23 protein-coding genes are annotated in these 23,943 nt (G+C 33.6%); 9 read left to right on the top strand and 14 right to left on the bottom strand.

Annotated elements, in window-relative coordinates; translation table 11 throughout:
* Positions 1–51 precede the first annotated feature (51 nt).
* The 5 genes from NH26_RS06535 to cobA all read right to left on the bottom strand — a co-directional run bounded on the left by NH26_RS06535 (position 52) and on the right by cobA (position 4,008).
* Positions 52–1,047 carry a porin family protein gene (locus tag NH26_RS06535; protein WP_044218785.1) on the bottom strand — a complete coding sequence of 332 codons (996 nt, stop codon included), beginning with the start codon at positions 1,045–1,047 and terminating at the stop codon, positions 52–54.
* Positions 1,048–1,075: 28 nt separating this feature from the next.
* On the bottom strand, positions 1,076–1,597 hold the full coding sequence (locus tag NH26_RS06540; protein ID WP_052431796.1) for a hypothetical protein: 522 nt from the start codon (positions 1,595–1,597) through the stop codon (positions 1,076–1,078).
* Between the two features lie 94 nt (positions 1,598–1,691).
* Positions 1,692–2,441: a hypothetical protein gene (locus NH26_RS06545; RefSeq protein ID WP_044218783.1), complete on the bottom strand. Its 750-nt coding sequence runs from the start codon at positions 2,439–2,441 to the stop codon at positions 1,692–1,694.
* Between the two features lie 275 nt (positions 2,442–2,716).
* On the bottom strand, positions 2,717–3,118 hold the full coding sequence (locus NH26_RS06550; protein ID WP_052431795.1) for a DUF4345 domain-containing protein: 402 nt from the start codon (positions 3,116–3,118) through the stop codon (positions 2,717–2,719).
* Between the two features lie 134 nt (positions 3,119–3,252).
* Positions 3,253–4,008, bottom strand: a complete 756-nt coding sequence (gene cobA / locus NH26_RS06555; protein ID WP_044218777.1) for a uroporphyrinogen-III C-methyltransferase — start codon at positions 4,006–4,008, stop codon at positions 3,253–3,255.
* A 296-nt stretch (positions 4,009–4,304) separates the two neighbouring features.
* On the opposite strand from cobA, the gene nirB reads away from it, so the two are divergent.
* The 5 genes from nirB to NH26_RS06580 all read left to right on the top strand — a co-directional run bounded on the left by nirB (position 4,305) and on the right by NH26_RS06580 (position 8,725).
* Positions 4,305–6,791 carry a nitrite reductase large subunit NirB gene (gene nirB / locus NH26_RS06560; protein WP_044218774.1) on the top strand — a complete coding sequence of 829 codons (2,487 nt, stop codon included), beginning with the start codon at positions 4,305–4,307 and terminating at the stop codon, positions 6,789–6,791.
* 47 nt (positions 6,792–6,838) lie between these two features.
* Positions 6,839–7,207 (top strand): nitrite reductase small subunit NirD, encoded by a 369-nt coding sequence (nirD, locus tag NH26_RS06565; protein ID WP_174549706.1) that lies wholly within the window; start codon positions 6,839–6,841, stop codon positions 7,205–7,207.
* A 265-nt stretch (positions 7,208–7,472) separates the two neighbouring features.
* Entirely contained in the window at positions 7,473–7,832 is a 360-nt protein-coding gene (locus tag NH26_RS06570; protein WP_044218771.1) for a DUF6249 domain-containing protein, read from the top strand.
* 3 nt (positions 7,833–7,835) lie between these two features.
* Positions 7,836–8,387 carry an RNA polymerase sigma factor gene (locus NH26_RS06575; RefSeq protein ID WP_044218769.1) on the top strand — a complete coding sequence of 184 codons (552 nt, stop codon included), beginning with the start codon at positions 7,836–7,838 and terminating at the stop codon, positions 8,385–8,387.
* Complete coding sequence (locus NH26_RS06580) at positions 8,387–8,725, top strand: DMT family transporter (RefSeq protein ID WP_206780199.1); 339 nt, start codon at positions 8,387–8,389, stop codon at positions 8,723–8,725. The genes NH26_RS06575 and NH26_RS06580 overlap by 1 nt, the downstream gene beginning before the upstream one ends.
* A 66-nt stretch (positions 8,726–8,791) precedes the next feature.
* On the opposite strand, the gene NH26_RS25650 is transcribed toward NH26_RS06580, so the two are convergent.
* Positions 8,792–9,373, bottom strand: coding sequence for a YMGG-like glycine zipper-containing protein (locus tag NH26_RS25650; RefSeq protein ID WP_084812076.1), 582 nt, complete (start codon positions 9,371–9,373; stop codon positions 8,792–8,794).
* A gap of 241 nt (positions 9,374–9,614) precedes the next feature.
* Between NH26_RS25650 and NH26_RS06590 the strand changes: the two genes are divergently transcribed.
* The 4 genes from NH26_RS06590 (at position 9,615) to NH26_RS06605 (ending at position 17,552) form a co-directional block, all read left to right on the top strand.
* Positions 9,615–11,405 carry a sensor histidine kinase gene (locus NH26_RS06590; protein ID WP_044218764.1) on the top strand — a complete coding sequence of 597 codons (1,791 nt, stop codon included), beginning with the start codon at positions 9,615–9,617 and terminating at the stop codon, positions 11,403–11,405.
* 187 nt (positions 11,406–11,592) lie between these two features.
* Positions 11,593–12,279: a response regulator transcription factor gene (locus NH26_RS06595; RefSeq protein ID WP_044218762.1), complete on the top strand. Its 687-nt coding sequence runs from the start codon at positions 11,593–11,595 to the stop codon at positions 12,277–12,279.
* 293 nt (positions 12,280–12,572) lie between these two features.
* Complete coding sequence (locus NH26_RS06600) at positions 12,573–16,079, top strand: nitrate reductase (RefSeq protein WP_044218760.1); 3,507 nt, start codon at positions 12,573–12,575, stop codon at positions 16,077–16,079.
* A gap of 18 nt (positions 16,080–16,097) precedes the next feature.
* On the top strand, positions 16,098–17,552 hold the full coding sequence (locus NH26_RS06605; protein ID WP_044218757.1) for a rubredoxin: 1,455 nt from the start codon (positions 16,098–16,100) through the stop codon (positions 17,550–17,552).
* Positions 17,553–17,608: 56 nt separating this feature from the next.
* On the opposite strand, the gene NH26_RS06610 is transcribed toward NH26_RS06605, so the two are convergent.
* The 8 genes from NH26_RS06610 to NH26_RS06645 form a co-directional block, all read right to left on the bottom strand.
* Positions 17,609–18,148 (bottom strand): DUF4269 domain-containing protein, encoded by a 540-nt coding sequence (locus NH26_RS06610; RefSeq protein WP_044218754.1) that lies wholly within the window; start codon positions 18,146–18,148, stop codon positions 17,609–17,611.
* A gap of 14 nt (positions 18,149–18,162) precedes the next feature.
* The gene (locus NH26_RS06615; RefSeq protein ID WP_044218751.1) at positions 18,163–18,576 is read right to left on the bottom strand and encodes a molybdenum cofactor biosynthesis protein MoaE; all 414 of its coding nucleotides are present in this window, start codon (positions 18,574–18,576) and stop codon (positions 18,163–18,165) included.
* Positions 18,577–18,586: 10 nt separating this feature from the next.
* Positions 18,587–18,826, bottom strand: a complete 240-nt coding sequence (locus tag NH26_RS06620) for a MoaD/ThiS family protein (RefSeq protein ID WP_044218749.1) — start codon at positions 18,824–18,826, stop codon at positions 18,587–18,589.
* Between the two features lie 151 nt (positions 18,827–18,977).
* Positions 18,978–19,589 (bottom strand): NADH:ubiquinone reductase (Na(+)-transporting) subunit E, encoded by a 612-nt coding sequence (gene nqrE, locus NH26_RS06625; protein WP_044218748.1) that lies wholly within the window; start codon positions 19,587–19,589, stop codon positions 18,978–18,980.
* Positions 19,590–19,622: 33 nt separating this feature from the next.
* A complete protein-coding gene (locus NH26_RS06630; RefSeq protein ID WP_044218745.1) occupies positions 19,623–20,270 on the bottom strand; it encodes an NADH:ubiquinone reductase (Na(+)-transporting) subunit D in 648 nt (215 codons plus the stop codon).
* A gap of 35 nt (positions 20,271–20,305) precedes the next feature.
* Entirely contained in the window at positions 20,306–21,073 is a 768-nt protein-coding gene (gene nqrC, locus NH26_RS06635; protein ID WP_044218743.1) for an NADH:ubiquinone reductase (Na(+)-transporting) subunit C, read from the bottom strand.
* Entirely contained in the window at positions 21,060–22,328 is a 1,269-nt protein-coding gene (locus NH26_RS06640; protein ID WP_044218741.1) for an NADH:ubiquinone reductase (Na(+)-transporting) subunit B, read from the bottom strand. The genes nqrC and NH26_RS06640 overlap by 14 nt, the downstream gene beginning before the upstream one ends.
* 40 nt (positions 22,329–22,368) lie before the next feature.
* On the bottom strand, positions 22,369–23,715 hold the full coding sequence (locus tag NH26_RS06645; RefSeq protein WP_317040967.1) for a Na(+)-translocating NADH-quinone reductase subunit A: 1,347 nt from the start codon (positions 23,713–23,715) through the stop codon (positions 22,369–22,371).
* Positions 23,716–23,943: the final 228 nt, after the last annotated feature.

Genomic DNA, 23,943 nt, shown 5'->3' on the forward strand with positions numbered 1-23,943 from the left:
AAAAAGGCTGATTCTTTATCGAATCAGCCTTTTTTATTGTTTTATTAATTTTTAGAAACCGAATCTATAATTCACACCCGTCAAGATAAACTTACTATAATCAGATACACCATACTCACCTCTAACAGACCAATGTTTACTTAAGTCATAGTTAAAGCCAAATTGGAAAGTCCATTTTTTGATCAAATCCTTTTTAATAAAATATGAGATAGGTAAATCAGTAATATTATCGTAGTCTACATCTTCTAATTTTTCATCAATTTTATCTTGTACCCTATCAATAATTTCTTGTTTTAGAGGTGGTAAACCATCGTACCACTCTTGAATCTCATTATCTAAATTAGGCAATGCCTCTCCAATGGTTACGCTACCAGTGTTTCCTTCATTATTCGTAAAGTTTCTATACATTGTACCAATATAGAAAGCTAATTTTGTCTTGTTCTTGAATTGAAATCTTCTACCAATTCGCATAGAAGAAGTAACCAAACCAACACTTTGTTCTAATAAAGCTGATTTAGAAGAAGTATAGTTTGCATCAACACTAATAAAATATTTTTTGTATGCATAATGAAATGTTGCACCACCACCTATAGTTGCAGCATCAAATTCAACTTTACTACTGAATTCAGGAAAAGTAACACCTTCAAATTGTGGTTGTAAACTTACTTCAGTACCACCAGCAGATCTAGAAAATAATCCGTAGACATTCATGAAAGGTAAAGCAAATAAATCTGCCCTAAGGTTTAAACCATTCGTAAATGCTCTTGTTTTCTTAAATCCTAAAGTTTGTTCATTAAGAATTTCTGTCATATCAATACCTGCAATACTCATGTCAAATTGAGTAATATCAAGGTACATCTCATTGAATACATAGTTCACACTGATTCCTGCAGGTAAAGGAAAATCAATTCCTCTATCCTGTACTTGTTGCCCTAGTATTGGAAAAATGTATGGATACTTTTTTTTAGTTTTAGTTGAATCAGAAGATTGAGCTAAAAGTGAAGTTGTAGAAAGTAATAATAAAATTACTTTAAGTATGTTTTTCATAGTTTTGTTAATAGATAATAGAAAAAAATTAGAAAGCCTTTCCTAAACCGATACTCATCGACCAAGTGTCATATCCTTCTTTTAAATCATAAAATATGCCTACAGGAATGGACCATTGATTACCGATTCCAAAATTGTACTCTGTACCTATTCTAAATACACCGAGATTGTGGTGTTTTTCAAATTCCATACCTCCACCTACAAAAGCATTCCAATTAGGCATTAATGTATATGTAGCCACCCCGACTAACACAATAGCATGATCCCTAACTAAATCTTCTTTATGTGGGATAATATACCTCCCTAACTCAAAATCAGCCATTATACCTAATTCAAATCTTGGTTTTATTTTATAGAGATAATCAAAACCAATACCCGGAACAAGATGTCCTTTATGGTTTAAGTTATCCATATTCGACCCTTGAGGAATAAAAGTTTGTGCGAATGTTATTGAGATATAATGTCTTCCTTCTTCTTTTTCATGTTCCTGACTAAAAAGATTGAAAGTACATATGAAATATAAAAGAGAGGTTATTAAAAAAGCTTTCACTATTATTTTATTAGATAGTACAAACAAATATTTAAATAAAATTTAACAAAAAAAAGCCTATCACTTAAATTGTGATAGGCTTTTGTATTTTATATTAATTATTTTCTTCACAGCCTGTTAAATCTCCACTTTTTGCCCAAAGCCTAATATCAATATACTCTGGTAAAGTTTCATTATCTCCGCCTGTACTATCCATAAAGAATCTCATTCCATCTACAGGAGGGCTATCGGGACCATCGTCATCATCTCCCATAAGCATCGCTAATTTTCTTAAAGACATGTAATAATTTTTTGCATCTTCGTCCCACATAAAGAAATCATCAGCTGCTATCATTTCACCAATTGCACCATCCCCTTCTTCATCTAACTCACATGTAGAGGCATCATAAACTGTATATTTAGACATTCCCGTAGAGTCAGCAGTAAATGACCATGAAAAATCGTCTCCTTGGGTAGTAGTAGCTAGCTCTACAGAAGATTCTTCAAAATATAACATCCCTTCTCCATCCATTGCTCTTCTTACTGAATCTCTTGGATCTGGTGCCGGGCTTGGTTCAGAATCGCTATAATACATTACTTTTGTTGAGAGGTACATCATTTTAGCCTCTGGATCGAACTTCACTTGGATATTTATTGGCTCATCCAATTGAATTGTTTTTCCCCCATCTGGTAATGAATCATGCTGAATAGTAATTTCTGTAAGGTCACCTCCAGTTGTGAAATAAAGATAAGTAAAGTCTTCAGGGTTTATATCATCATCTCCTCCACTTTCTTCGTCACATGATATAAAAGCAAACGCTAAACTGATCAAGAAGAAATACTTCCAGATTTTATTGATTTTCATAAGTAGTAATAATTATAGGTTACAAATAGTTTTACTTTAAGACTGCAATTGGTGCAGAATAATTGATTTTGGGTAAATTACAATAGAGCTAAATTTCAATTTGAAATAAAATACAATCCTAAATTATAAGGCTAAAATATTCAATTCAAATTCATTAACAGTTTTCTTGAAATCAATCTATTTTCTCTGAAAAAAATAAAAAATCACCATTTAGAATGGTGATTTTAGTTTAAAACAAATATTAAATACAGAATTTTACTTTAATAAGGATTTTCTTAGATATGCTTTAACGATAAATTGGAGGTTTTATTCAGTAAAAGATAGACAATCGGAACTATAGCAAATTCCATGATTACATATAAAACTAACAAAGGTGAAGGAACACCATCAACTATAATACTTAGAAGACGACCAATACCTAATCCTCCACAAAATAATCCAGTAACAAAAATGGTAGCATCCATATGTTTATTAGTTATTGCGCTATAGTAAACCCATCCGACCAATGTTAAATACAAACCTGTTACAGCCCTTAATATATGTGCTGCATCTGTTGTGATGTAAGTCGTTGAGGAAAGGAAAGTATGAGTAAACCAATTAGGTACAATACCATATAATAAGGCTATCACTGATAAAGTTGTCGCAAAGAATAATAAATAAGCTTTTTTCAGATTCATAATTTTGTATTTTTTGATTCAATACAAAAGTAGTTTAATATCAAACAATTTAAATTGATGTAGGGTAAGAAAATAAAAAAGGCCATAATTTTCATTATGACCCATCAGATATATATAATTAAAATGTATTTTTATTAATTGTTTTGGGCAGATGCCATTTCAACAATTTCTGTTTCTTTACCTAATTTCACAACCTCGCCAATGACAATGATTGCTGGAGGTCTCACATCATATTGATTTGCTTTCTCCACAATATCACTCAGAGTACCAATCACCACTTTTTGGGTTGGTAATGAAATATCTTGTACTAATGCAATTGGTTCGTCTTCATTTCTGTACATACTGAATAATTGAGATATCAATTCTAACTTACCCACTCCCATTAACACTACCACAGTGGCACTTGATGAAGCAGCACATGTTAAGTCTTTAGACATACCCCCTGAACATGTTGTGGCAGTTACTACCCAAAAACTCTCGTTTATTCCTCTTTTTGTAACAGGAATACCTGCTAAAGTTGGCCCTGCTAAAGAGGACGAAATTCCTGGGACTACATATGTATCAATACCAAACTTTTCTGCAAATTCAATTTCTTCTTGTCCTCTTCCAAAAACAAAAGAATCTCCTCCTTTTAATCTAGTTACAGAACCGTACTTTAATGCCATATCAACAATTAGTTGATTTGTTTCTTCTTGTTTTAGATAATGTGCCCCTGCCCTTTTTCCTACATATATTTTCTCTACATGATCAGGAATAAATGATAACACATCATCTGAAACTAAAGCGTCATATAAGACTACTTTACTTTCTTTTAAGATTCTAACTGCTTTTAATGTTAGTAATTCGGCATCTCCTGGGCCTGCTCCGATTAAGTGAAAAGTAGGTGTCATAAGTGTATTTGTTTAATATCAATAATCAAAACTACGTATTTATACTTACTTATCAAAATATTACGTAAATATTTAAGTAGATATAAAAATAACACTCTCTATCAGTTTTCTTAATTACTTATATATACTCTATATACATTTACGTAAAAATGTCGTTTCAATTATAAACAACCCACCAATTACTTATATATAATCAATCAAAATAAGTACTTTTTCACAATTTGTTTAAAAATAAGTTTGCATCTTAAGTATTATTACGTAGTTTTGACTAAACTTTCACTTAAAAGACATCAATTATGACAAAAATAGTAATAGTAGGAAACGGTATGGTAAGCTATAAGTTATGCGAAAAACTTGTAGAGAAAAAGGCTGCCGCTTCTATCACTGTCATAGGCGAAGAACCACGTCCTGCTTACGATAGAGTACACTTAAGTGCATATTTTGAGGATGCTAATGCAGACAAACTTTCTATGGCCTCTAGAGATTGGTACTCAGAAAATGGTATCCAACTCGTCACTTCTGAAAAAGTATCTCAAATAGATAGAGATAATAAACATGTTACTACACATAATAATTCTACGTACTCGTATGATTACTTAGTATTAGCAACAGGTAGCTCAGCTTTTGTCCCTCCAATTAAAGGAGTTGATAAAAAAGGGGTGTTTGTTTATAGAACTATTGAAGACCTTGAGATGATGATGGCTTATGGCAAGAAAGCATCATCTGCGGCTGTTTTAGGTGGTGGTCTATTAGGGTTAGAAGCGGCAAAAGCTGCTTTAGACATGAATTTAAAAACTTCGGTAGTAGAATTTGCTCCTCGATTAATGCCAAGACAATTGGATGAAGTTGGAGGAGAATTATTAAAAAGTAAAATGGAAGACCTTGGGGTGGAAATTTTACTTGGAAAAGCTACTTCTCAAATTGCTGGTGATGAGACAATGACCGGTATGGATTTCACTGATGGAACTAAACTTGATGTGGAAATGCTTATTATCTCAGCAGGTATTCGCCCAAGAGATGAATTAGGTAAAGAAGCTGGTTTAACTTTAGCTGAAAGAGGTGGTTTTGTAGTCAACTCTTTAATGCAAACAAACGACCCGACTATTTTTGCTGTAGGTGAATGTGCTTCTCATGAAAACATGATTTACGGTTTAGTAGCTCCAGGTTATGATATGGCCGAAGTTGTTGCTGAACAAATTGCAAAAGACAACAAAGAATATAAGTTTGAAGGATTCGACATGTCTACTAAATTAAAATTAATTGGTGTAGATGTGGCTAGTTTTGGTGATCCATTCTGTGAAAATGTCCCTCATTCTCCTATTTCAATTGCTGATCAACAAGCTGGTGTATACAAAAGATTAAACATTAGCGAAGATGGCAAAAAGCTACTTGGCGGTATTCTAATTGGTGATGCTGATGATTATAATATGCTTCATCAGATGTATATTAATGATATGGCTTTACCTCCTCACCCTGTAGACTTAATTGCTAAAGGTAGCGGAGATGGAGGAGCAGCTATTGGCGTTGATGCACTTCCTGACACAGCTCAAGTATGTTCATGTGAGAACGTTTCTAAAGGAGACATTTGTTGCTCTATACAAGAGGATGGTATTACTGATATTAACGGTATTAAAAAAGCAACTAAAGCTGGTACAGGCTGTGGTGGTTGTTTACCAATGGTGAATAACATCTTAGAAGATACTTTGAAAAAAATGGGTGCTACTATCCGTAAGGAAATTTGTGAGCACTTTACATATACTCGTCAAGAATTATTTGATCTGATTAAAGTAAATGAGATTAAAACTTTCGACGAACTTTTAGCCAAATATGGTAAAGGTGCAGGTTGTGAAACTTGTAAACCTGCTGTTGCTTCTTTATTAGCATCAATTTGGAATGACTTAATTCTAAAAGAGGCAACTATACAAGATACAAACGATAGATTCTTAGCCAATATCCAAAAAGGTGGTTCTTACTCTGTAGTTCCTAGAATTCCAGGTGGTGAAATCACTCCAGATAAACTTATTGTTATCGGTGAAGTAGCTAAAGAATTTGATTTATATACTAAAATCACTGGTGGTCAAAGAATTGATTTATTCGGTGCTACATTAAATGACTTACCATTGATATGGGAACGTTTAATTAATGCAGGTTTTGAGTCGGGCCATGCTTATGGTAAATCTCTTAGAACTGTAAAAAGTTGCGTAGGTAGTACATGGTGTAGATTTGGTCTTCACGATTCTGTAGGCTTTGCTATTGAAATTGAAAATAGATATAAAGGTCTTAGATCTCCACACAAATTAAAAGGTGGTGTATCGGGTTGTATTCGTGAATGTGCTGAAGCAAGAGGTAAAGACTTCGGTGTTATTGCTACTGAAAAAGGATGGAACTTATATGTAGGAGGAAATGGCGGTGCCAATCCAAAACATGCTGTTCTATTAGCAGGAGATATTTCTAAAGAAGAAGTGATCAGCTATTTAGATAGATACTTAATGTTCTATATCAAAACTGCTGAACCATTGCAAAGAACTGCCCCTTGGCAAGAAAAAATTGAAGGAGGTATTGATTACTTAAAACAAGTAATTATTGAGGACTCTTTAGGTATTGGACAACAATTAGAGGATGATATGGAAGTATTAATTGCTAATTATAGTTGTGAATGGAAGGAAGCGATTAATAATCCTAAGATTAAAAAGCGTTTTGCCCACTTCAGTAATACTGATCAAGATGATCCTAACCAAAAATTCAAAAGGGAAAGAGGACAACGTTTCCCTGTTGCTTGGTAATTCTTTTTAGATTTCTCAATGGTTACACCATTAAAAATATTGATACTATGATTTTTGAAAATAAAACAATTGAAGAAGTAGAAGTTTGGGTCAATGCAGGTACTGTAAATGACTTCCCAAAAGACGGTGGTTCTAACATATTATATGAAGGAGAACAAATTGCCATCTTTAATTTCTCAACTTTAAATAAGTGGTTTGCTACACAAAATCTTTGTCCTCACAAAAAGCAGATGATCCTTTCGAGAGGAATGCTTGGAACTGAAGGGGAAACACCTAAAGTAGCTTGTCCATATCATAAGAAGACTTTTTCTCTAGAAACTGGAGAGAATCTTAACGGATGCGAGGATACTATCAAAACATACCCTGTGAAGATAGAAAACGATACGGTATTCGTAGGATATTATGAGATAAAATAGGTGAAAAGTAAATTGATTGAAAACACCCTTAATTGGGGTGTTTTCTCTTATCACACAATAACCTCCACGCATTTTCAATTTTACAATAAATGTGGAGGTTTTTTTATGTCTAAATTTTAATGAGGTGGTTATTTTCTATTTTTTTTGAAATAATTTGAAATTTATGTGACCAACCTTCACTTACTTGCATCTAATCTATACAACATCACACAGAAGCTTCTTATTGATGTTAAATTAGTGTTTAATCATTTAATCATAGATTATTATGCAATACGGATTTGGCGTATTATTCGAAACAATAAATTACTTAGCATTTTTTGTTGCTATCACCTTTTCTTATTTCTATTACTTAAAGTTCAGAAATCAAGAACGAATAAAACTAATAGAGAGAGGTGTAGATGTAACAGAAATTTATAGTAAGCCCTCTGGAAAGAAAAACTTCCCATGGATCACTTTAGCGTTCTTTATTATGTTTGTGGGTATTGGAATTGCGTTAAGTATCTTAATATCAATGTCCAACGATCTTTCTAAACAAATTGGTGTGCCTCTAGGATTTGCTATTTGCCTTATCTCAGGATCAATTGGTTTGCTTATAGGAAGAAAAAACGAGAAGAAGCAAGATTAAAGAATGGAAAGCATCTATATTAAAAAGGTGCTGGAAGGCGATACTCAATCATTTCAACATTTAGTCAATAATTATAAGGAAGAAGGGTTTTCAGTAGCTTTTTCTATTGTCAAAAATCAATATTTGGCAGAAGAAGTTTTACAAGAATCTTTTATTAAAGCTTTTGAAAAACTAGATCAGTTTAAAGAAAAATCTAGCTTTAAAACATGGTTCATACGAATTGTCATCAATGAATCTCTACAAAAAGTAAGAAAAGTACTCCCCGAAGAGTATAAAGATTTTGATTTAGATAAAGAATCGGAAGTCAATAAAGCTTTAGAAGAGATGAATCTTGAAGATCAACGTAATATCATTTCTGATGTTTTTGAAACCCTTACTCCTAACGAGTCATTGGCACTTGACTTATATCATTTGAAAGAATACAGTATTAAAGAAATTGAAGATGTAACTGATTGGAAATCCTCCAAAGTAAAAATGCTTTTATCAAGAGGACGAAAAAACTTTTACAATAAACTCCTTTCAGTATTTAAAATCGATAAAAAATCCATCTTATGATGAATAATGATGAAAACCTAAAAAAGGTTTTAAATAAAAAACAGGCACCTACATTAAGTGATGATTTTGAACAAATTGTCATGCAAAAAATACATAAAAAAGCCGCTTTGGACAAACAGAATATTCACTCCTTAAAATGGATGTTGATCTATTTTTTCTGTGGGCTATTTCTTGGCGTATTTTTCGTATTCAATCACTTCAATTTACTATCAACTAACCAATTAGGAGCCGTTTTAGCAGTCGCAATCATTATTTGCTCTGCGCTTATCTTTATTATTGAAAAGGTGGCAAAATTGATTTTATATCAAAAAGGAAAAATCAATATAAAAGAATTATAAATTCTTAACCATAAAAAAGGGTCTATAAAATAAATTGTAGACCCTTACTAATTTTATAGAGTTTGGTTATTTCACTGTATAACCTTTTCCTTCCATACAAGCTGAAAAAGCTTTTACAAAATTATCTTTCATTTCTTTATTTTGAGCTGCAGCAGCTTCATTGTTTTGTTTCTGCTCTACTGCATCACCATAGGCTTTTGCTCGACGACCTCTAAGTCCTCCAGCAACAGCACCAATTGCAGCACCTTTTCCAGCATCACCAGCAATCGCTCCGATAGCTGCACCTGCTGCTGCTCCACCTGCAGCACCTTTAACTGCAGAACCATCTGCAGAAGTATCTGCTTTTTTTGCTTGAACAACCGTTGGATTTAATGGATCGTAACCTGTTTGTTCAATTGCCCATTTATAACATGCCATTTCATCAGCATCCATTGTTGCTTGATCTTGATTGTTAGATGGGAATATATATATTCCTAACCCCTTGCTTACAGATGTTGTAGGAGTAGTAGGAGTATTTGTTGTTGCCTCTTGTGTAGGTTGTGCTTGATTTGTTGAATTATGAGATTCATCAATATTGTAATTTGTTTGAGCAAATAGTACTATAGATGAACATAAAAATAAAGCGATAGATGACAATAATTTCTTCATGGAATTAGAATGATTTTTTGTTTGATTTGTAGTTAATAAAACGACAACAAATAGCGAATGAATAACAAATTCTATTTTTAAAATATCAAATTTTGTTTTTTTATTGAGAGCTTGGATGTAGTAACATTATTCACAATAATAACATGCTAATGTTGTCCTGCAAATATATGTAAATACCGCTCTTTTTATTTATAAAAATTGATTTTTTTTTAAATAATACTCCCTTGTCTTATTTTTGTATATGCAAAAAACAAACAAACAAACTCGAACTCTAACTCATCGTATTGAGAAACTAAGCTTGAAGAAACTTTGGACGCTATATTCTATAGCAATCACTATCATTATATTACTTCTAACTTTTTCTCAAATCATAAATTATTCTTTTACTCAAAAACAAAGTGTTGATGCTGATATTATAAATAAAGCAGGTAAACAAAGGATGCTGAGTCAAAAAATAACAAAATGTATTTTATTAATTCATGCCAACCAAAATGTCGATTATTACCAGAAAGAATTAAATCTAGCTATTGTAGATTGGCAAAATGCACATATTGATTTAGGGAAAAACAACAAAGACATTTCGAACAACATCATTAAAAATGATGCTGATTTTTTATATAGCAAATCTGATGTTTTTTTAAATAAAATATTGAAGGATGTAAAGAACTTCTCAACATCATCATCAAAAGATCTTGTACAAGATATCTTAGCCAACGAAGCCTATTATTTAATTAATATGGATCAATTAGTAGATATCTATTCTGAATATGCGAATGATAAATTAAATTTAGTTCAAAACACCTCGATTCTATTATTTGTCATCACTTTAGTTATTTTATTCTTTGAACTATTTTATGTTTTTAGACCTACCGCTACTAGAATTAATAAAACGATAGCTGAACTTGAAAAGACGAAAAGTATCAATCAAGAAAAAATAGTAGAAGTTGATCAATTGTACCGATCATTAGGTCAAGCTTATCAACATTTATCAGAGGCAAAAGAAATAGACGAGCAGCTCCATAGTACTTTAGCAAAAGTGGATATAGAAGGTAATTTTACATCAATCTCTGAAAAAATATTAGACATCGTTCAAGTAGAAAAAGAGGAATTCCCTAACAACCTATTTAATTGGCTTGCTCCTGATGGCTATAAAAGAGAGATGATCCAAGAAATATTAGATACAGTTGCAAATGGAGATACATGGGTTGGTACAATTAGAGTAACAAACGATGACGGTGACTTTATTTGGTTAGATGTAGTACTTACGAAGATCATAGGTCAGTTTGGTGAAATCTTAATTGTAGGTCGAGATATTACTGATCAAAAGGAATCCGAAGAGAGATCAAAAGAAATTAATCAAGAAGAAATTGATAAGCATATTGAAACTCAAAAATCTAGATCATTACTTATTCTAAAAGGTCAAGAAGAAGAAAGAGGTCGTATTTCAAAAGACATACACGATGGTATTGGGCAGTTATTAACAGCCTTAAAATTCAGCTTGGAATCTATTAATTTAAGTCAAATCAAAACATCAAGTAATAAATTAAAAGAATCTAAAAACTTACTAAAAAATATTATTAGAGAGGTTAGAAGAGTATCCTTTAATTTATCACCAAATACCTTAGGCGATTATGGTATCCATGCTGTACTTACTCGTTTTGCACAAGAAACAAGTAGACTTTCTGATGTTGAAATAAAATATGAAAACACCTCAGATTTTAATCAAAGATTTGATAAACATATTGAGACTAATATTTATAGAATTGTTCAAGAGGCTGTAAATAATGCGATAAAATATGCCGAAGCAATAGAAGTAAATATCAATTTAAAGCATGATTTTGAAGCACTTCATATTGAGATTATTGATAATGGCAAAGGCTTTGACATGGAAAATTTAGAAATTAAAGGCGGTGGTAATGGCCTTCTAAACATGAAAGAAAGAGCAGGGTTTGTTGGAGGGGAAATTAGCCTAACATCAGCAAAAGGGCAAGGAACAAAGGTATCAGTAGAAGTACCTATTGAGGAAAACTAAGTAATTTTTATATATTGCAGATATTATCCATTTAAGTAATATGATTAAAGGTTACTAAAAATAGTGTAACCCATGCACTGTGCTCAATTAAATCTATTAAAATAGTGATTGTGACACAGTTTCAGCCACAAGCTGAAATGATTACTCAAAGAAAATAGAACTCACATCAAATTTATATTTATAATTAATGACGCAAATTTCAGTAGTATTAACAGACGATCATGTAGTTGTACGTAATGGTATTAAACTCTTACTTGAGAATAGTCATGAGATCAATGTGATTGGTGAAGGTGCTAATGGTCAAGAAGCTTTAGATTTATGCCGACAATTACAACCAGATGTTTTGGTAATTGATATTAGAATGCCTGTTATGAATGGTATTGAGGCTACTTCCAAAATAAAAGAATACAGTCCCAATACAAAGGTACTTATATTATCTATGCACGATGATGCTGAATATATTTTAGACGCTGCAGAAAAAGGAGCTAGTGGCTATTTACTTAAAGATTCAAATAGTGATGAATTTTTAAAGGCTATTAAAACCGTTCATGAAGATAAAAAATACTTCAGTGGTGATATATCAAAGGTTTTAGTGGAAAGCTATTTGAATATCAAAAACAATTCTTCTACTACTTCTACTACTCCCAAAAAAGAAGCAGCTAGTATTGATTTAACTAAAAGAGAAAAAGAGATCCTCAAATATGTTGCTGTAGGAAAAAGTAGTAAGGAGATCGCTTCCACTCTTAATAAAAGTGTTCGAACAGTAGAAACGCACCGTTTCAATATCATGAAAAAAATGGAAGTGAAAAGTGCCGTTGAACTTATTGCAAAACTGAATGAATACCCTTCTTTAAAAAGTGAATTAGAATTATAAATCAAATTCATTAGAAATTAAAAATATACTGCCTATCTACTTAGTTTGATAGGCTTTTTTTATACCCTAAATATCAGTACTTGAAAGTTTTTACGTAAAATATTCAATTTTTCACCCCAATTATTACGTATTATTACGTATTTTTACTTACTTTTGAATTATACATTACTTACTTATGTTTATCGCAAGCATCCCACTCGGTAAAACATTGTAGTAATAAAACAAACACATGCTTTTTTGGGGGAGGCATGTAAAATGCTTCCTCCTTCTTTTTCACTAAGCAAAAAAAGAAGATGAAAACAATCACAACCTATAAATCTACTTGTTCCTATTGTGGTGTAGGCTGCGGTATTGACGTTCATAAAGATGCCAAAGGTAAACTATTCGTTGAGGGTGATGCAAATTACCCAGTAAACAAGGGAAAGCTTTGCTCTAAAGGCATGAACTTACATTACGTAGTTCAAGACACTTCTGACCGTTTATTATATCCTCAGATGAGATGGAGTAAACAACATGAATTACAAAGAGTAGATTGGGATACCGCTTTCACAAGAGCAGCGGCTGTTTTCAAATCAATTATCAAAAAATATGGTCCTGACTCTGTAGGAATGTATGTTTCTGGTCAGTGCTTAACAGAAGAATATTATTTAGCCAATAAACTAACAAAAGGATTTTTTCAAACCAACAACATAGATACCAACTCTAGACTTTGTATGAGTTCTGCTGTTGTTGGTTATGTTAAAACCCTAGGAGAAGATACCGTACCTATTTCTTATGAAGATATCGAATTAGCAGATACTTTCATGATTGCAGGAGCGAACCCAGCTTGGTGTCATCCTATTTTATTTAGAAGAATTGAAGCTCATAAAGAAGCAAATCCTAATACTAAATTAATTGTTGTAGATCCTAGAAAGACACAATCTTGTGCTTTGGCTGATTTACATCTTCAATTAAAGCCAGGGACTGATATTGTTCTTTATCAAGCAATTGGTAGAGCTATTATAGAAGAAGGCGATTTAGATTGGGATTTCATCAAAAATCATACAGATGGATTTGATGCTTACCGTAAAGAAGTGATGTCGAGAACCTTTAAAGAGGCGGCAGCAATCACAGGTGTAAGTATTGATGATATCAGATTAGCGGCAAGATATATCGGTAATTCAAAAGGTTTTATTAATATGTGGGCGATGGGTCTAAACCAATCTGCTCAAGGAACCAATAAAAACTTAGCTTTATTAAACCTAAATTTAATTACTGGTCAAATAGGCAAACCTGGTGCAGGACCATTCTCATTAACAGGTCAGCCTAATGCAATGGGTGGTCGTGAAGTGGGTGGTATGGCTTCGTTGTTAGCCGCTCATCATGATTTAAAAAATCCTGAACATAGAGAAAAAGTTGCCAATTTCTGGGGCGTGGATAGCATTCAAGAAAAGCCAGGTAAAACGGCTACAGAAATGTTTGAAGCTTTGCACTCTGGTGAAATGAAAGCTGTTTGGATTGTTTGTACAAACCCAATGGTCAGTCTACCAGATTCTAAATTAGTAGAAGAAGCGCTTAAGAAAGCAAAATTTGTTATCGTACAAGATATCTCAGGAAAAGCAGATTCTATTGAACATGCTGATCTAATCTTACCAGCTGCAGGTTGGTTAGAAAAAGAGGGAACAATGACGAATTCTGAAAGACGTATCAGTCATTTAGAACGTGTTATACCATCTCCTGGCGAAGCACTACCTGATACTGAAATATTCTGCCGTTTTGCTCAAAAAATGGGCTACCACGGATTTGATTATCAATCAACAGAGGATATTTTTAAAGAACACGCTGCTCTTACAAAAGGAACAAATATTGACATCTCTGAGGTTACTTACGATACTCTAAAAAGAGAAAGATCAATCCAATGGCCTTATGTAAATGGCAAAAGTCAAGAAAGATTATTTACTGATCATCAATTCTATACACCAAATAAAAGGGCTCAAATTTTAACATCAGGTCCACAAAATGAATCAGATGTTATTAATGAAGATTTACCATTAGTATTAACTACTGGTAGAATTAGAGACCAATGGCATACGATGACCCGTACAGGGAAAGTAAATAAACTAAATCAACATATTAGTCTTCCTTTCCTTGAAATGCACCCTCATGATGCAAAATCAAGAAACTTAAATGATGGCGATACAGCTGTTATTCAAACAACAAGAGGAGAATGTAGAGTGAATGTAACTATTACTACTGACATCAAAAAAGGAGTAATATTTATGCCTATGCACTGGGGTAAGATTGGTGATCAAAGTTTTGCAAGAGTCAATAACTTAACGGCCAATCACATTGATCCTATTTCTAAGGAGCCCGACTTTAAATTCTCTGCTGCTCAAGTTGTCAAGTATAAAAAAGAGAAAGAAAGAATCTTAATTATTGGAGCTGGTGCAGCTTCATATCGTTTCTTATATACTTATAGAGAGCTGAATAAAGAGGATACTATCGAAGTGTTCTCTAACGAAGCAACTCCTTTTTATAATAGAGTACTTTTACCTGAGTATGTCAACGAAACATTACTTTGGAAAGATCTTCAAAAGTATGATAGCTTAAAAGAATTTGATGATTTAGATATCAAGATTCATATCGGAAAATCAATTCAAAGTGTTGATAGAAAAACAAAAGCCATTACCGATCAATTTGGTGAGGTGTATCAATATGACAAATTAGTTATTGCCACAGGTAGTAGACCATTTGTTCCGGCTGACGTCCCTATTCATTTAGAAGGGGTATTCACAATGAGGAATAAAAAGAATGCTGATAACTTAAAACAATATCTTGGTGGACAAGGATCTGTAGTTATTGTAGGTGGTGGTCTATTAGGACTAGAACTTGCAGCATCATTAAGAGAAATCAATATTGATGTCACTATAGTACAGTTAGCAGGCCGTTTAATGGATAGACAGCTTGATCCTACAGCATCAGAACTTCTATTGAATCATGTTGAAGATAAAGGAATAGAAGTACTACTTAACGATCAAGTTCAAACCATTGAAAAAGTAGGTGATAAATCCTATAAAGCAAAACTAAAAGGTGGTAGAACTATCGAAAGTCAAGCCATTGTTTATGCTATTGGTACAAGACCAAATGTTGAACTTGGTAAAGAATCTGGATTAAAAACATCTAGAGGTTTGTTGGTAAATGAATACTTACAAACGTCTGATTCCGATATTTTTGCAATGGGTGAGATTGCAGAATTTGATGGTCAGATGAATGGAACAACAGCAGGTGCTGAAGAACAGGCGGACTCATGTGCTCGTTTCATTTCTGGCGATCTTCTAAGTAGATATAATGGCACCCTTCCTATGAACATTCTTAAATTCTCGGATTTATCACTTTGTTCATTAGGTATTATAGATTATCCTAGAAAAGATCGTTCTTACGAAGAGGTCATCTTACTAGATAAAGCACAAGCCTTTTATAAAAAGTGTATTATCAAAGACGACAAACTTGTTGGTACTGTTTTATTGGGCGACAAAGCTGAATTTGCTGATTATAAAAAGCTTATTGAGTTAAAGACAGAGCTGGGCAGCAGAAGATCAGAATTACTTAGAGGAAAAAGTGATGCTGAACCTTTAATGGGTGAAGTAATTTGCTCTTGTGGTAATGTTGGTTCTGGTAACATCGATAAAGCAATTAATAATGGCTGTACAAACCTAAATTCGTTATGTGAATCTACAGGTGCAGGCCTTGGTTGTGGTAGTTGTAAAACAGAATTACAACAAATTTTAAAGAACCATGAAGAAAAAGTACTTACTTTGTAAAAACGCAAACTTTCAATTATGATTGACCAACTATCAACAGAAACAATAGAAAAAGAAGATTTGGTAAGGGTTTTCGTCAAAGGTGGTATTTCATCTCCTGGCGATCTTCTCAAAATCATTCAAGTAGCTGATGAATTAGATGTAGAATATTTACATTTTGGTTCTAGGCAAGATATATTATTCGCTCCACCAAGAATCAGTAGACCGAAATTAAGAGAGACTTTTGAATCTATTAAAACGGGTTATGATTGTGACGGAGAGTCTTATCAAAATATTGTAACGTCTTATGTTGCTTTAGATGTAATACCAAGTACTTCTTGGTTAGCAGCACATACTTATCATTACATACTAGATACTTTTGATTTTCAACCAAAGTTAAAAATCAATATTACTGATCCAGCACAAACGATGGTACCTTTATTCACAGGTCAATTGAATTTTGTAGCTTCAGAAAAAGAAGGGTATTGGTATTTATATATTCGAGAAGAGGAGCAAGCTGAAGTACTTTGGGAATGCCCTAATCTTATCTACAATTATGATATAGCGAAAGTTGCAAAAGCTTTTGAAGGACTTTATATACCTGGAAAAACAATTGAGTCAGCTAAGGTGTGGAAAACTATTGTAGCCACTCTAGACATCAATACACTAGCTAAAACAAATAGACTAAACTTACCTACAGGACCTTTTCCTTATTATGAAGGATTAAACAGAATGATTAGTGGTAAATATTGGTTGGGTTTATATTGGAGAAACAATTGTTTCGATCTTCCGTTCTTGAAACAACTTTGTGAATTATGTCTTCGTACAAATATTGGTAAAATCACTTTAACACCATGGAAATCATTTATTGTTAAAGGGATTGATGCGAAACATATTATAAGTTGGGAAAAGCTTTTGGGAAAATATGGTATCAATGTAAGACATTCCTCATTAGAGTTAAATTGGCATTTACCTGTATTGGATCAAGAAGCCTTAGATCTGAAAGACTTTTTAGTAAGAGCTCTAGACAAACAAGACATAAGTACTTACGGTTTAACATTTACTATTAAGACTAAACCGGTAATTCTTTTCACTTCGGTTGTTATTGAATCTATTCCATCAAGTAGTGGTAACTTGTTCAATGTTCTTTATGCAAAAGACTTCAACTGTAATGAACCAAAGTACATTACTTATGTCAAAAGGGTACCTAAGGAAGCTATTCCTCCTATTCTAATAGAATTAAGTCATCTATACTATGAACAACTAGACAATAGTAATTACGGTGTTGATGAGCCAAAAGCGAACACTTCACAACAAACAGTAAAAGTGTATCAATGCAATAATTGTTTAAGTATTTATGATGAAAGTTTAGGAATGCCTGAGGAAGGAATACCTGCAAATACGCAATTTGAATTCCTACCTAGTTCTTTTACTTGTCCATTATGTGATGCAGAGAAGGAATCTTTCCAAGAAATTGAAATGCCTAAAAATTAATTAGGTCTATAAAAAATTCAAGGCATCTATTGATTTATTTCAATAGATGCCTTTTTTTATTGTTGAATGTTATCCCAAAATTTCAATAACTCAAGATAAGGGTCTCCTTCTAATTCCAACAATTTTGCAAAAGCAGGTTCAGTTTTTAAACCATCTGCCTTTAATGCGATAATTTCTTTTTTGAAATCTTCTCCTTTTAGACCAAGAAAATAATGTTCAATGAGCATATGTCGGTAAGCATTTTGTTCATTAGTTGGTTTATTCTCTGCAAATATTTCAATTTGCATACCTTTTACAAAAAAGGAATAGGTAACATATTCTTTTTGATTTCTAATCTGAATCCCTGAATAACTGTAGTCATCATGATGAGCATAATTCTTTTCAATTATCTGATGAAATTCTGAGAAATCACTTACCTCACAAATAATATCTAAATCACTACCTTCAACATCAATTCCAATAGGTATTGTTCCTGTTAAGATAGGGTGATATTTCATAAGGATAGAGAATAGATCAACTTCTTTCAATAATCTATATGAAAATTGTTGTATCGAACTCCCCTCTTTTAAATAAGAAATATCTATAAAGTCACGCATCATCTGCTCATTTTTTATGGGTGAGAAAAAACCCAATGTGAACCGTCTTCAAAAAACTCTTTTTTCCAGATAGGAACTGTATCTTTTAATGTATCAATGGCATATTGACAACCATCAAAACTAGCCTTCCTATGGGGCGTAGCAACAGCAATTACAACTGCAATCTCCCCTACTTTACAATCTCCTAATGCGTGAACAATACTTACCTTTGAAGCTTGATATTGATTTTTTACTTGATCAGCAATTTTTGTCAATTCTGAAATGGCCATTGGCTCATAAGCTTCGAAAAACAACTTGGAAACGTTTTTTCCTTTAAAGTTATTTCTTACCGTCCCCACAAAGATATCTATAGCACCACAGGCATCTGACTGTACAGAAGCTGTAATTTCATTGACATCAATTTCTTGAGTAGATTTTAATGCTATCATAATATATTTATCAACCTCCTGACATAGGAGGAATCAATGCAATTTCGTCTGTTTGTTTAATTAATTCTGATCCATCTGCATGCTCACCATTAACGGCTAAAGCAATTGATCTCAGTTTTTGTAATTCTGGGTAACGTTCTTTTAAAGCATCTAAAAGGTCATTAGATGTTTTTTGATCTTCTTTAAGTTCCCAAACCAATTGAGCATCACCGATAATATCTTTAGTGATGCCAAAGAGTAAAATTTTCATTCTTAAAATTAATCATAAAGTTGATTATTATACCAAGTTAACTATGATAAGTCTTATAACAATGGGTATAAATAGGTGAATTTATCAAAATGAATATATAAAAAAAGGCTTCCACTGAAGTGAAAGCCTTTTGAATTTCATCCTTAAAAGACTAAAGAGAAATACCCATGAATGACATGAATGCCAAGCCCATCAAACCAGTGATGATGAAGGTAATTCCTAAACCTTTTAATGGAGCAGGTACGTTAGAATATTTCATTCTCTCACGAATTGCTGCTAATGCAACGATTGCAATTAACCAACCAATACCAGAAGAGAAACCGTAAACAGTTGCTTGAATGATATTGTAATCTCTTGGTACCATAAAGAATGCAGCACCTAAGATTGAACAGTTTACCGCAATAAGTGGTAAGAAAATACCTAATGAACCATATAATGAAGGAGAAAATTTCTCGATAATCATCTCTACTAACTGTACAGTAGAAGCTACTACAGCAATAAATAAGATATACGTTAAGAAATCAAGGCTAATACCTGCGTAAGCATCACTTACCCAAGCCAATGCACCTTCTTTCAAAATATAATTATATACCAACCAGTTCAAAGGAACTGTGATTGTCAATACGAATGTTACAGCTGCACCTAAACCGAATGCAGTATCAACTTTCTTAGAAACGGCCAAATAAGAACACATTCCCAAGAAATACGCGAACACCATGTTGTCGATAAAGATCGACTTGATTGCAAGATTTAATAAATCCATTTTTGTGTCGAATGTTTTTTAATGAAATTGTTCTTAAGCTTCTTCTACGTATCCGTTTCTCCAACGTTGAACCCATATAATCATACCAATGATAATGAAGGCACCTACAGGTGATGACATTAAACCATTGTTTACATATGCTTCAGGAAGAACACGAATATCAAATAAAGTACCTGATCCTAATAACTCACGGAAGAAAGCAACCACAAGGATTACCCATGCATAACCGAAAGATGAACCAAGACCATCAAGGATTGAATCGTAAGGTTTGTTTGCCATAGCGAAAGCTTCCAAACGTCCCATTACAATACAGTTGGTAATAATTAGACCAACATATACCCCTACTACTTTTGATACATCATATAGATAAGCTCTTAAAACTTGGTCTACAATAATTACCAAAGATGCTACAATACCCAACTGTACAATAATACGGATACGTTGTGGAATAGTATTACGTAATAAAGATACGATCAAGTTAGAGAAGATAACTACGAAAGTTACCGCCACCGACATTACTAAAGTTGGCTCTAACTTAGAAGTTACCGCCAATGCCGAACAAATACCCAATACCTGTACTGTTACTGGGTTATCATCATCAAGAGGATCAGTAATGATTTTCTTTCTTCTCTTCGAGAATAAAGCCTCTGATTTTTTTGCTGCTACAGTTTCTGTGCTCATTTCTTTTTTTGCTTTTAAAATTTACAAATCAAAAACTACTGGGCCATTGAAACCGCAGAAGCACCTTTCTTTAAAAATGGCTCGTATTCTTCAAGGTACATTTTGACCATGTCGTTCAAACCATTTGCTGTTAAAGTTGCACCTGACAAACCGTCAACCTCATGGTTAGAAAGACCTGCATGTCCTTCACCTTTAACCATGTGAATTGGCGTCAAGCTACCACCATCAAATATTGATTTCCCAATATAGCGATCTTGAACAGGTCCATCACTAATTCTAGCACCAAGACCAGGAGTTTCACCTTTATGAGAGAATACTACACCTTTTACAGTTTTCTTATCTGCATTCAAGGCAAAGTAACCCCAGATGTCATTCCAAAGTCCATATCCGTACATTGGTAGGATATATGCTTCAACTTTTGATCCGTCTTCTGACAAGAACTCATAGATTGGTAGAGTTACCTCACCTACTTTAGGTTCTTCCTTAGCTTTTAATGCTTTTTGAATTTCTTTTAATTTTTTCCATTCTTTAGCAATGCTAAGTTTCTCCAATTTCTCTGGAGCAATTGTTTGACCATCTACGTTAATTACTTTAATTCTTTTATCGTAAATAGCGGCAATTTCGCTCTTTGGAGACTCACTCATTTCTGGCATCACAGAAAGCATAATTTGCTTTTTGGTGTCAAGAGCGATCTGCTGTTTTTGTGTCGCATTTAATGATCCTGCGATAGTTGCTAATAAACCGCCAAGGACGATCGTCATAACAACTGCAAAACCAATGACATAACCGTTAGACTGTTGCACGTTTTAATCTTCGTTTTTTGTTCGCATTTACTACATAGTGATCGATCAATGGAGCCATTACATTCATAAGAAGAATAGCCAACATGATACCTTCTGGATACGCAGGGTTTAACACACGGATAATCACCGTCATAACACCAATTAACGCACCATAAATCCACTTACCAGTACTGGTTTGTGAAGCCGATACAGGGTCAGTTGCCATGAATACGATACCGAATGCAAAACCACCAACAATTAAGTGATAGTAAGCAGGCATATCAAGGTATGCATAGTAATGAGCACCTTCTACTCCATTCTTAACAGCTTCCATATCTCCAGCAAAAACGTTTAATAAAACGCCCATAGCTAAAGCACCTAGAATACCAGAAAGAATAATTCTATAATCTGCCACTTTCGTCCAGATCAATACTAAAGCACCGATCAAACACATTAAAGCAGAAGTTTCACCAATTGAACCTGGAATCAAACCAATGAATGAAGTCATAGCTAATTCAGCAGGAGATTGTACCCAATGAGCAGCGTTTGCAACAAAATCAACAACAGGTTGACCTGCTTTTTGTGCTTCAACTGCTAAACCTAAGAATGTAGCACCAGTGTAACCATCTACAGTAGCCATTGCTTGACCAGCAGCAGATTCACCGATTTCAATCCATACTTTATCACCTGAAATTTGCGCAGGATAAGCAAAGTATAAAAATGCACGTGCTGTTAAAGCAACGTTTAAGATGTTCATACCAACACCACCAAAAACTTCTTTTGCTACAAGTACTGCAAAAGCAGAAGCAAAAGCAATTTGCCAAAGTGGTAATGAAGCAGGAACTACAAGTGGAATAAGGATACCTGTTACCAAGAAACCCTCTGTAATTGGGTGATTTCTAAATACAGCAAAAGCTGCTTCAACAGCACCACCAGCTGCGTAAGAAACTATGATTAATGGCAAAGCCAATTTCAAACCATATAATAATTGCGCACCGAAAGAAGCTACTTCAGCATCTCCAGTAGCAATATGGTGTTGGAAACCTACGTTCCAAATACCAAAAATTATAGCAGGTAATAAGGCAATTACTACAGTCATCATGACACGCTTCAAATCGACAGCGTCACGTACCTGTACACCTTTTGCTTTAGTTACTTCCGGAGGAGTAAACATAAAGGTCTCTCCTGCTTCAAAAACATAGTAAAGCTTTTCTAGCTTACCGCCTTTTTCAAAAAGAGGCTTTTGTTTTTCTAAGAGATCGTGTAAAAATTTCATTGAACTTAAGCTATTTTCTACTTAATAATTTTGCACCAAATTAGTCCAAACGCATTGTATCTAGACCTTGACGAACAATTTTCTGGATATCATGCTTAGATACATCAATAAATTCGCAAAGAGCTAAATCCTCTTCTGCTACTTCATAGATACCTAAAGCTTCCATGTTCTCATAGTCATATGCTAAGATGGACTTTAATAAATACATTGGATATATATCCATAGGAACTACTTTTTCGAAAGCACCAGTTACAGCAAATGGTCTGTCTTGACCGTTTGTGTTTGTATCTAATGCATATTCTTTTGATGTAGAACCCAACAAGCCAAATGCTTTATGGAAAGATAAACGGCTTGTGATTGGTGCTAACCACCCATCAGTAAGGAAGAATCTAGATTTCTTACCTTCTTCTAAAGCAGTTACCATGTTCGAATAAAAGCCTAAGAATCCGTCTTTACTGATAGCTGTACCAGTTAAAACGTTTCCAGAAACTACACGAACATTATCTCCTTTGATTTTAGATGCTACAATAGTGTCCACAGATGCACCAACGTACGTTTCAACGTATTCAGGAGTATCTACTTTAGGACCTGCAACAGCAATCACTTGTTTAGCATCGTATTTACCTTCTTTAAAAAGTTTTCCGATTTGTACTAAACCTTGAGGTGATATTGTCCAAACCACATCATTGGCATTTGCAATTGGAGAAGTGTGATGAATTTGAACACCAACGTTACCTGCAGGGTGAGGTCCATTGAATTTGTTCTTTTCAACACCTACTACATTATCAAATAACTTTGATGGTGTAGCTCCATTTAAACCAACGTATACTTTTGGAGCAAATTTCTTAAGAACATCTACACCCGCTTGGATGTATGCTTCTTGTCCTTGAAGAGTGAAATCATTATTTGGAGCCAAAGGATGACTATCAAATGATGATACAAAGATTGCTCTTGGTTGATCTGAAGGATCAGCAACTATTGCATAAGGACGACGAATTAAAAGAGGCCAAACACCACTTTCTAACATCGTAGCTTTTGCATCTTCAACTGATACTTGATCTACTGGTTTTACTGGAAATTCTTTGTATTCTATTGTGCTATCCGCTTCAACAACGATAGCCAATAATTTACGGCGTTCTCCTCGTTGAATTTCAACGATTTCGCCACTTACAGGTGAAGTGTATTTTATTTCTTCTTGTTTCCCGTCGATTAAGATCGGGTCACCTGCCTTAACTTTTGCGCCTACTTTTACCACAGACTTTGGGCGATTCATGCCCAGAAAATCTTCTGGTTTTAAGGCGTACCTTTTGGGTGCTTCGACATTCTTGGCAATGCTTTCTGATGCTTTACCAACAAGCTTAATATCGAACCCTTGTTTTAATTTCACGTTATTAGACATCGGATATTATCGAGTGACAGAGTAAACGCTCCTATTTTTTTCAACGACAAACTTACTAAATTCATATTATTGTTGAAACTTTATACCCCACTGTTTTAGTAAGTAAATTCAAATATTTAGGTATTTGAATAAATAAAGTTAAACTTTAACATAAAAAATCATCAATTTGGTATACTAAATGAGGTATATAAAGACGTTGTATTAAAAAGTATTATA

The sequence above is a fragment of the Flammeovirga pacifica genome (assembly GCF_000807855.2).
GTDB lineage: Bacteria > Bacteroidota > Bacteroidia > Cytophagales > Flammeovirgaceae > Flammeovirga > Flammeovirga pacifica.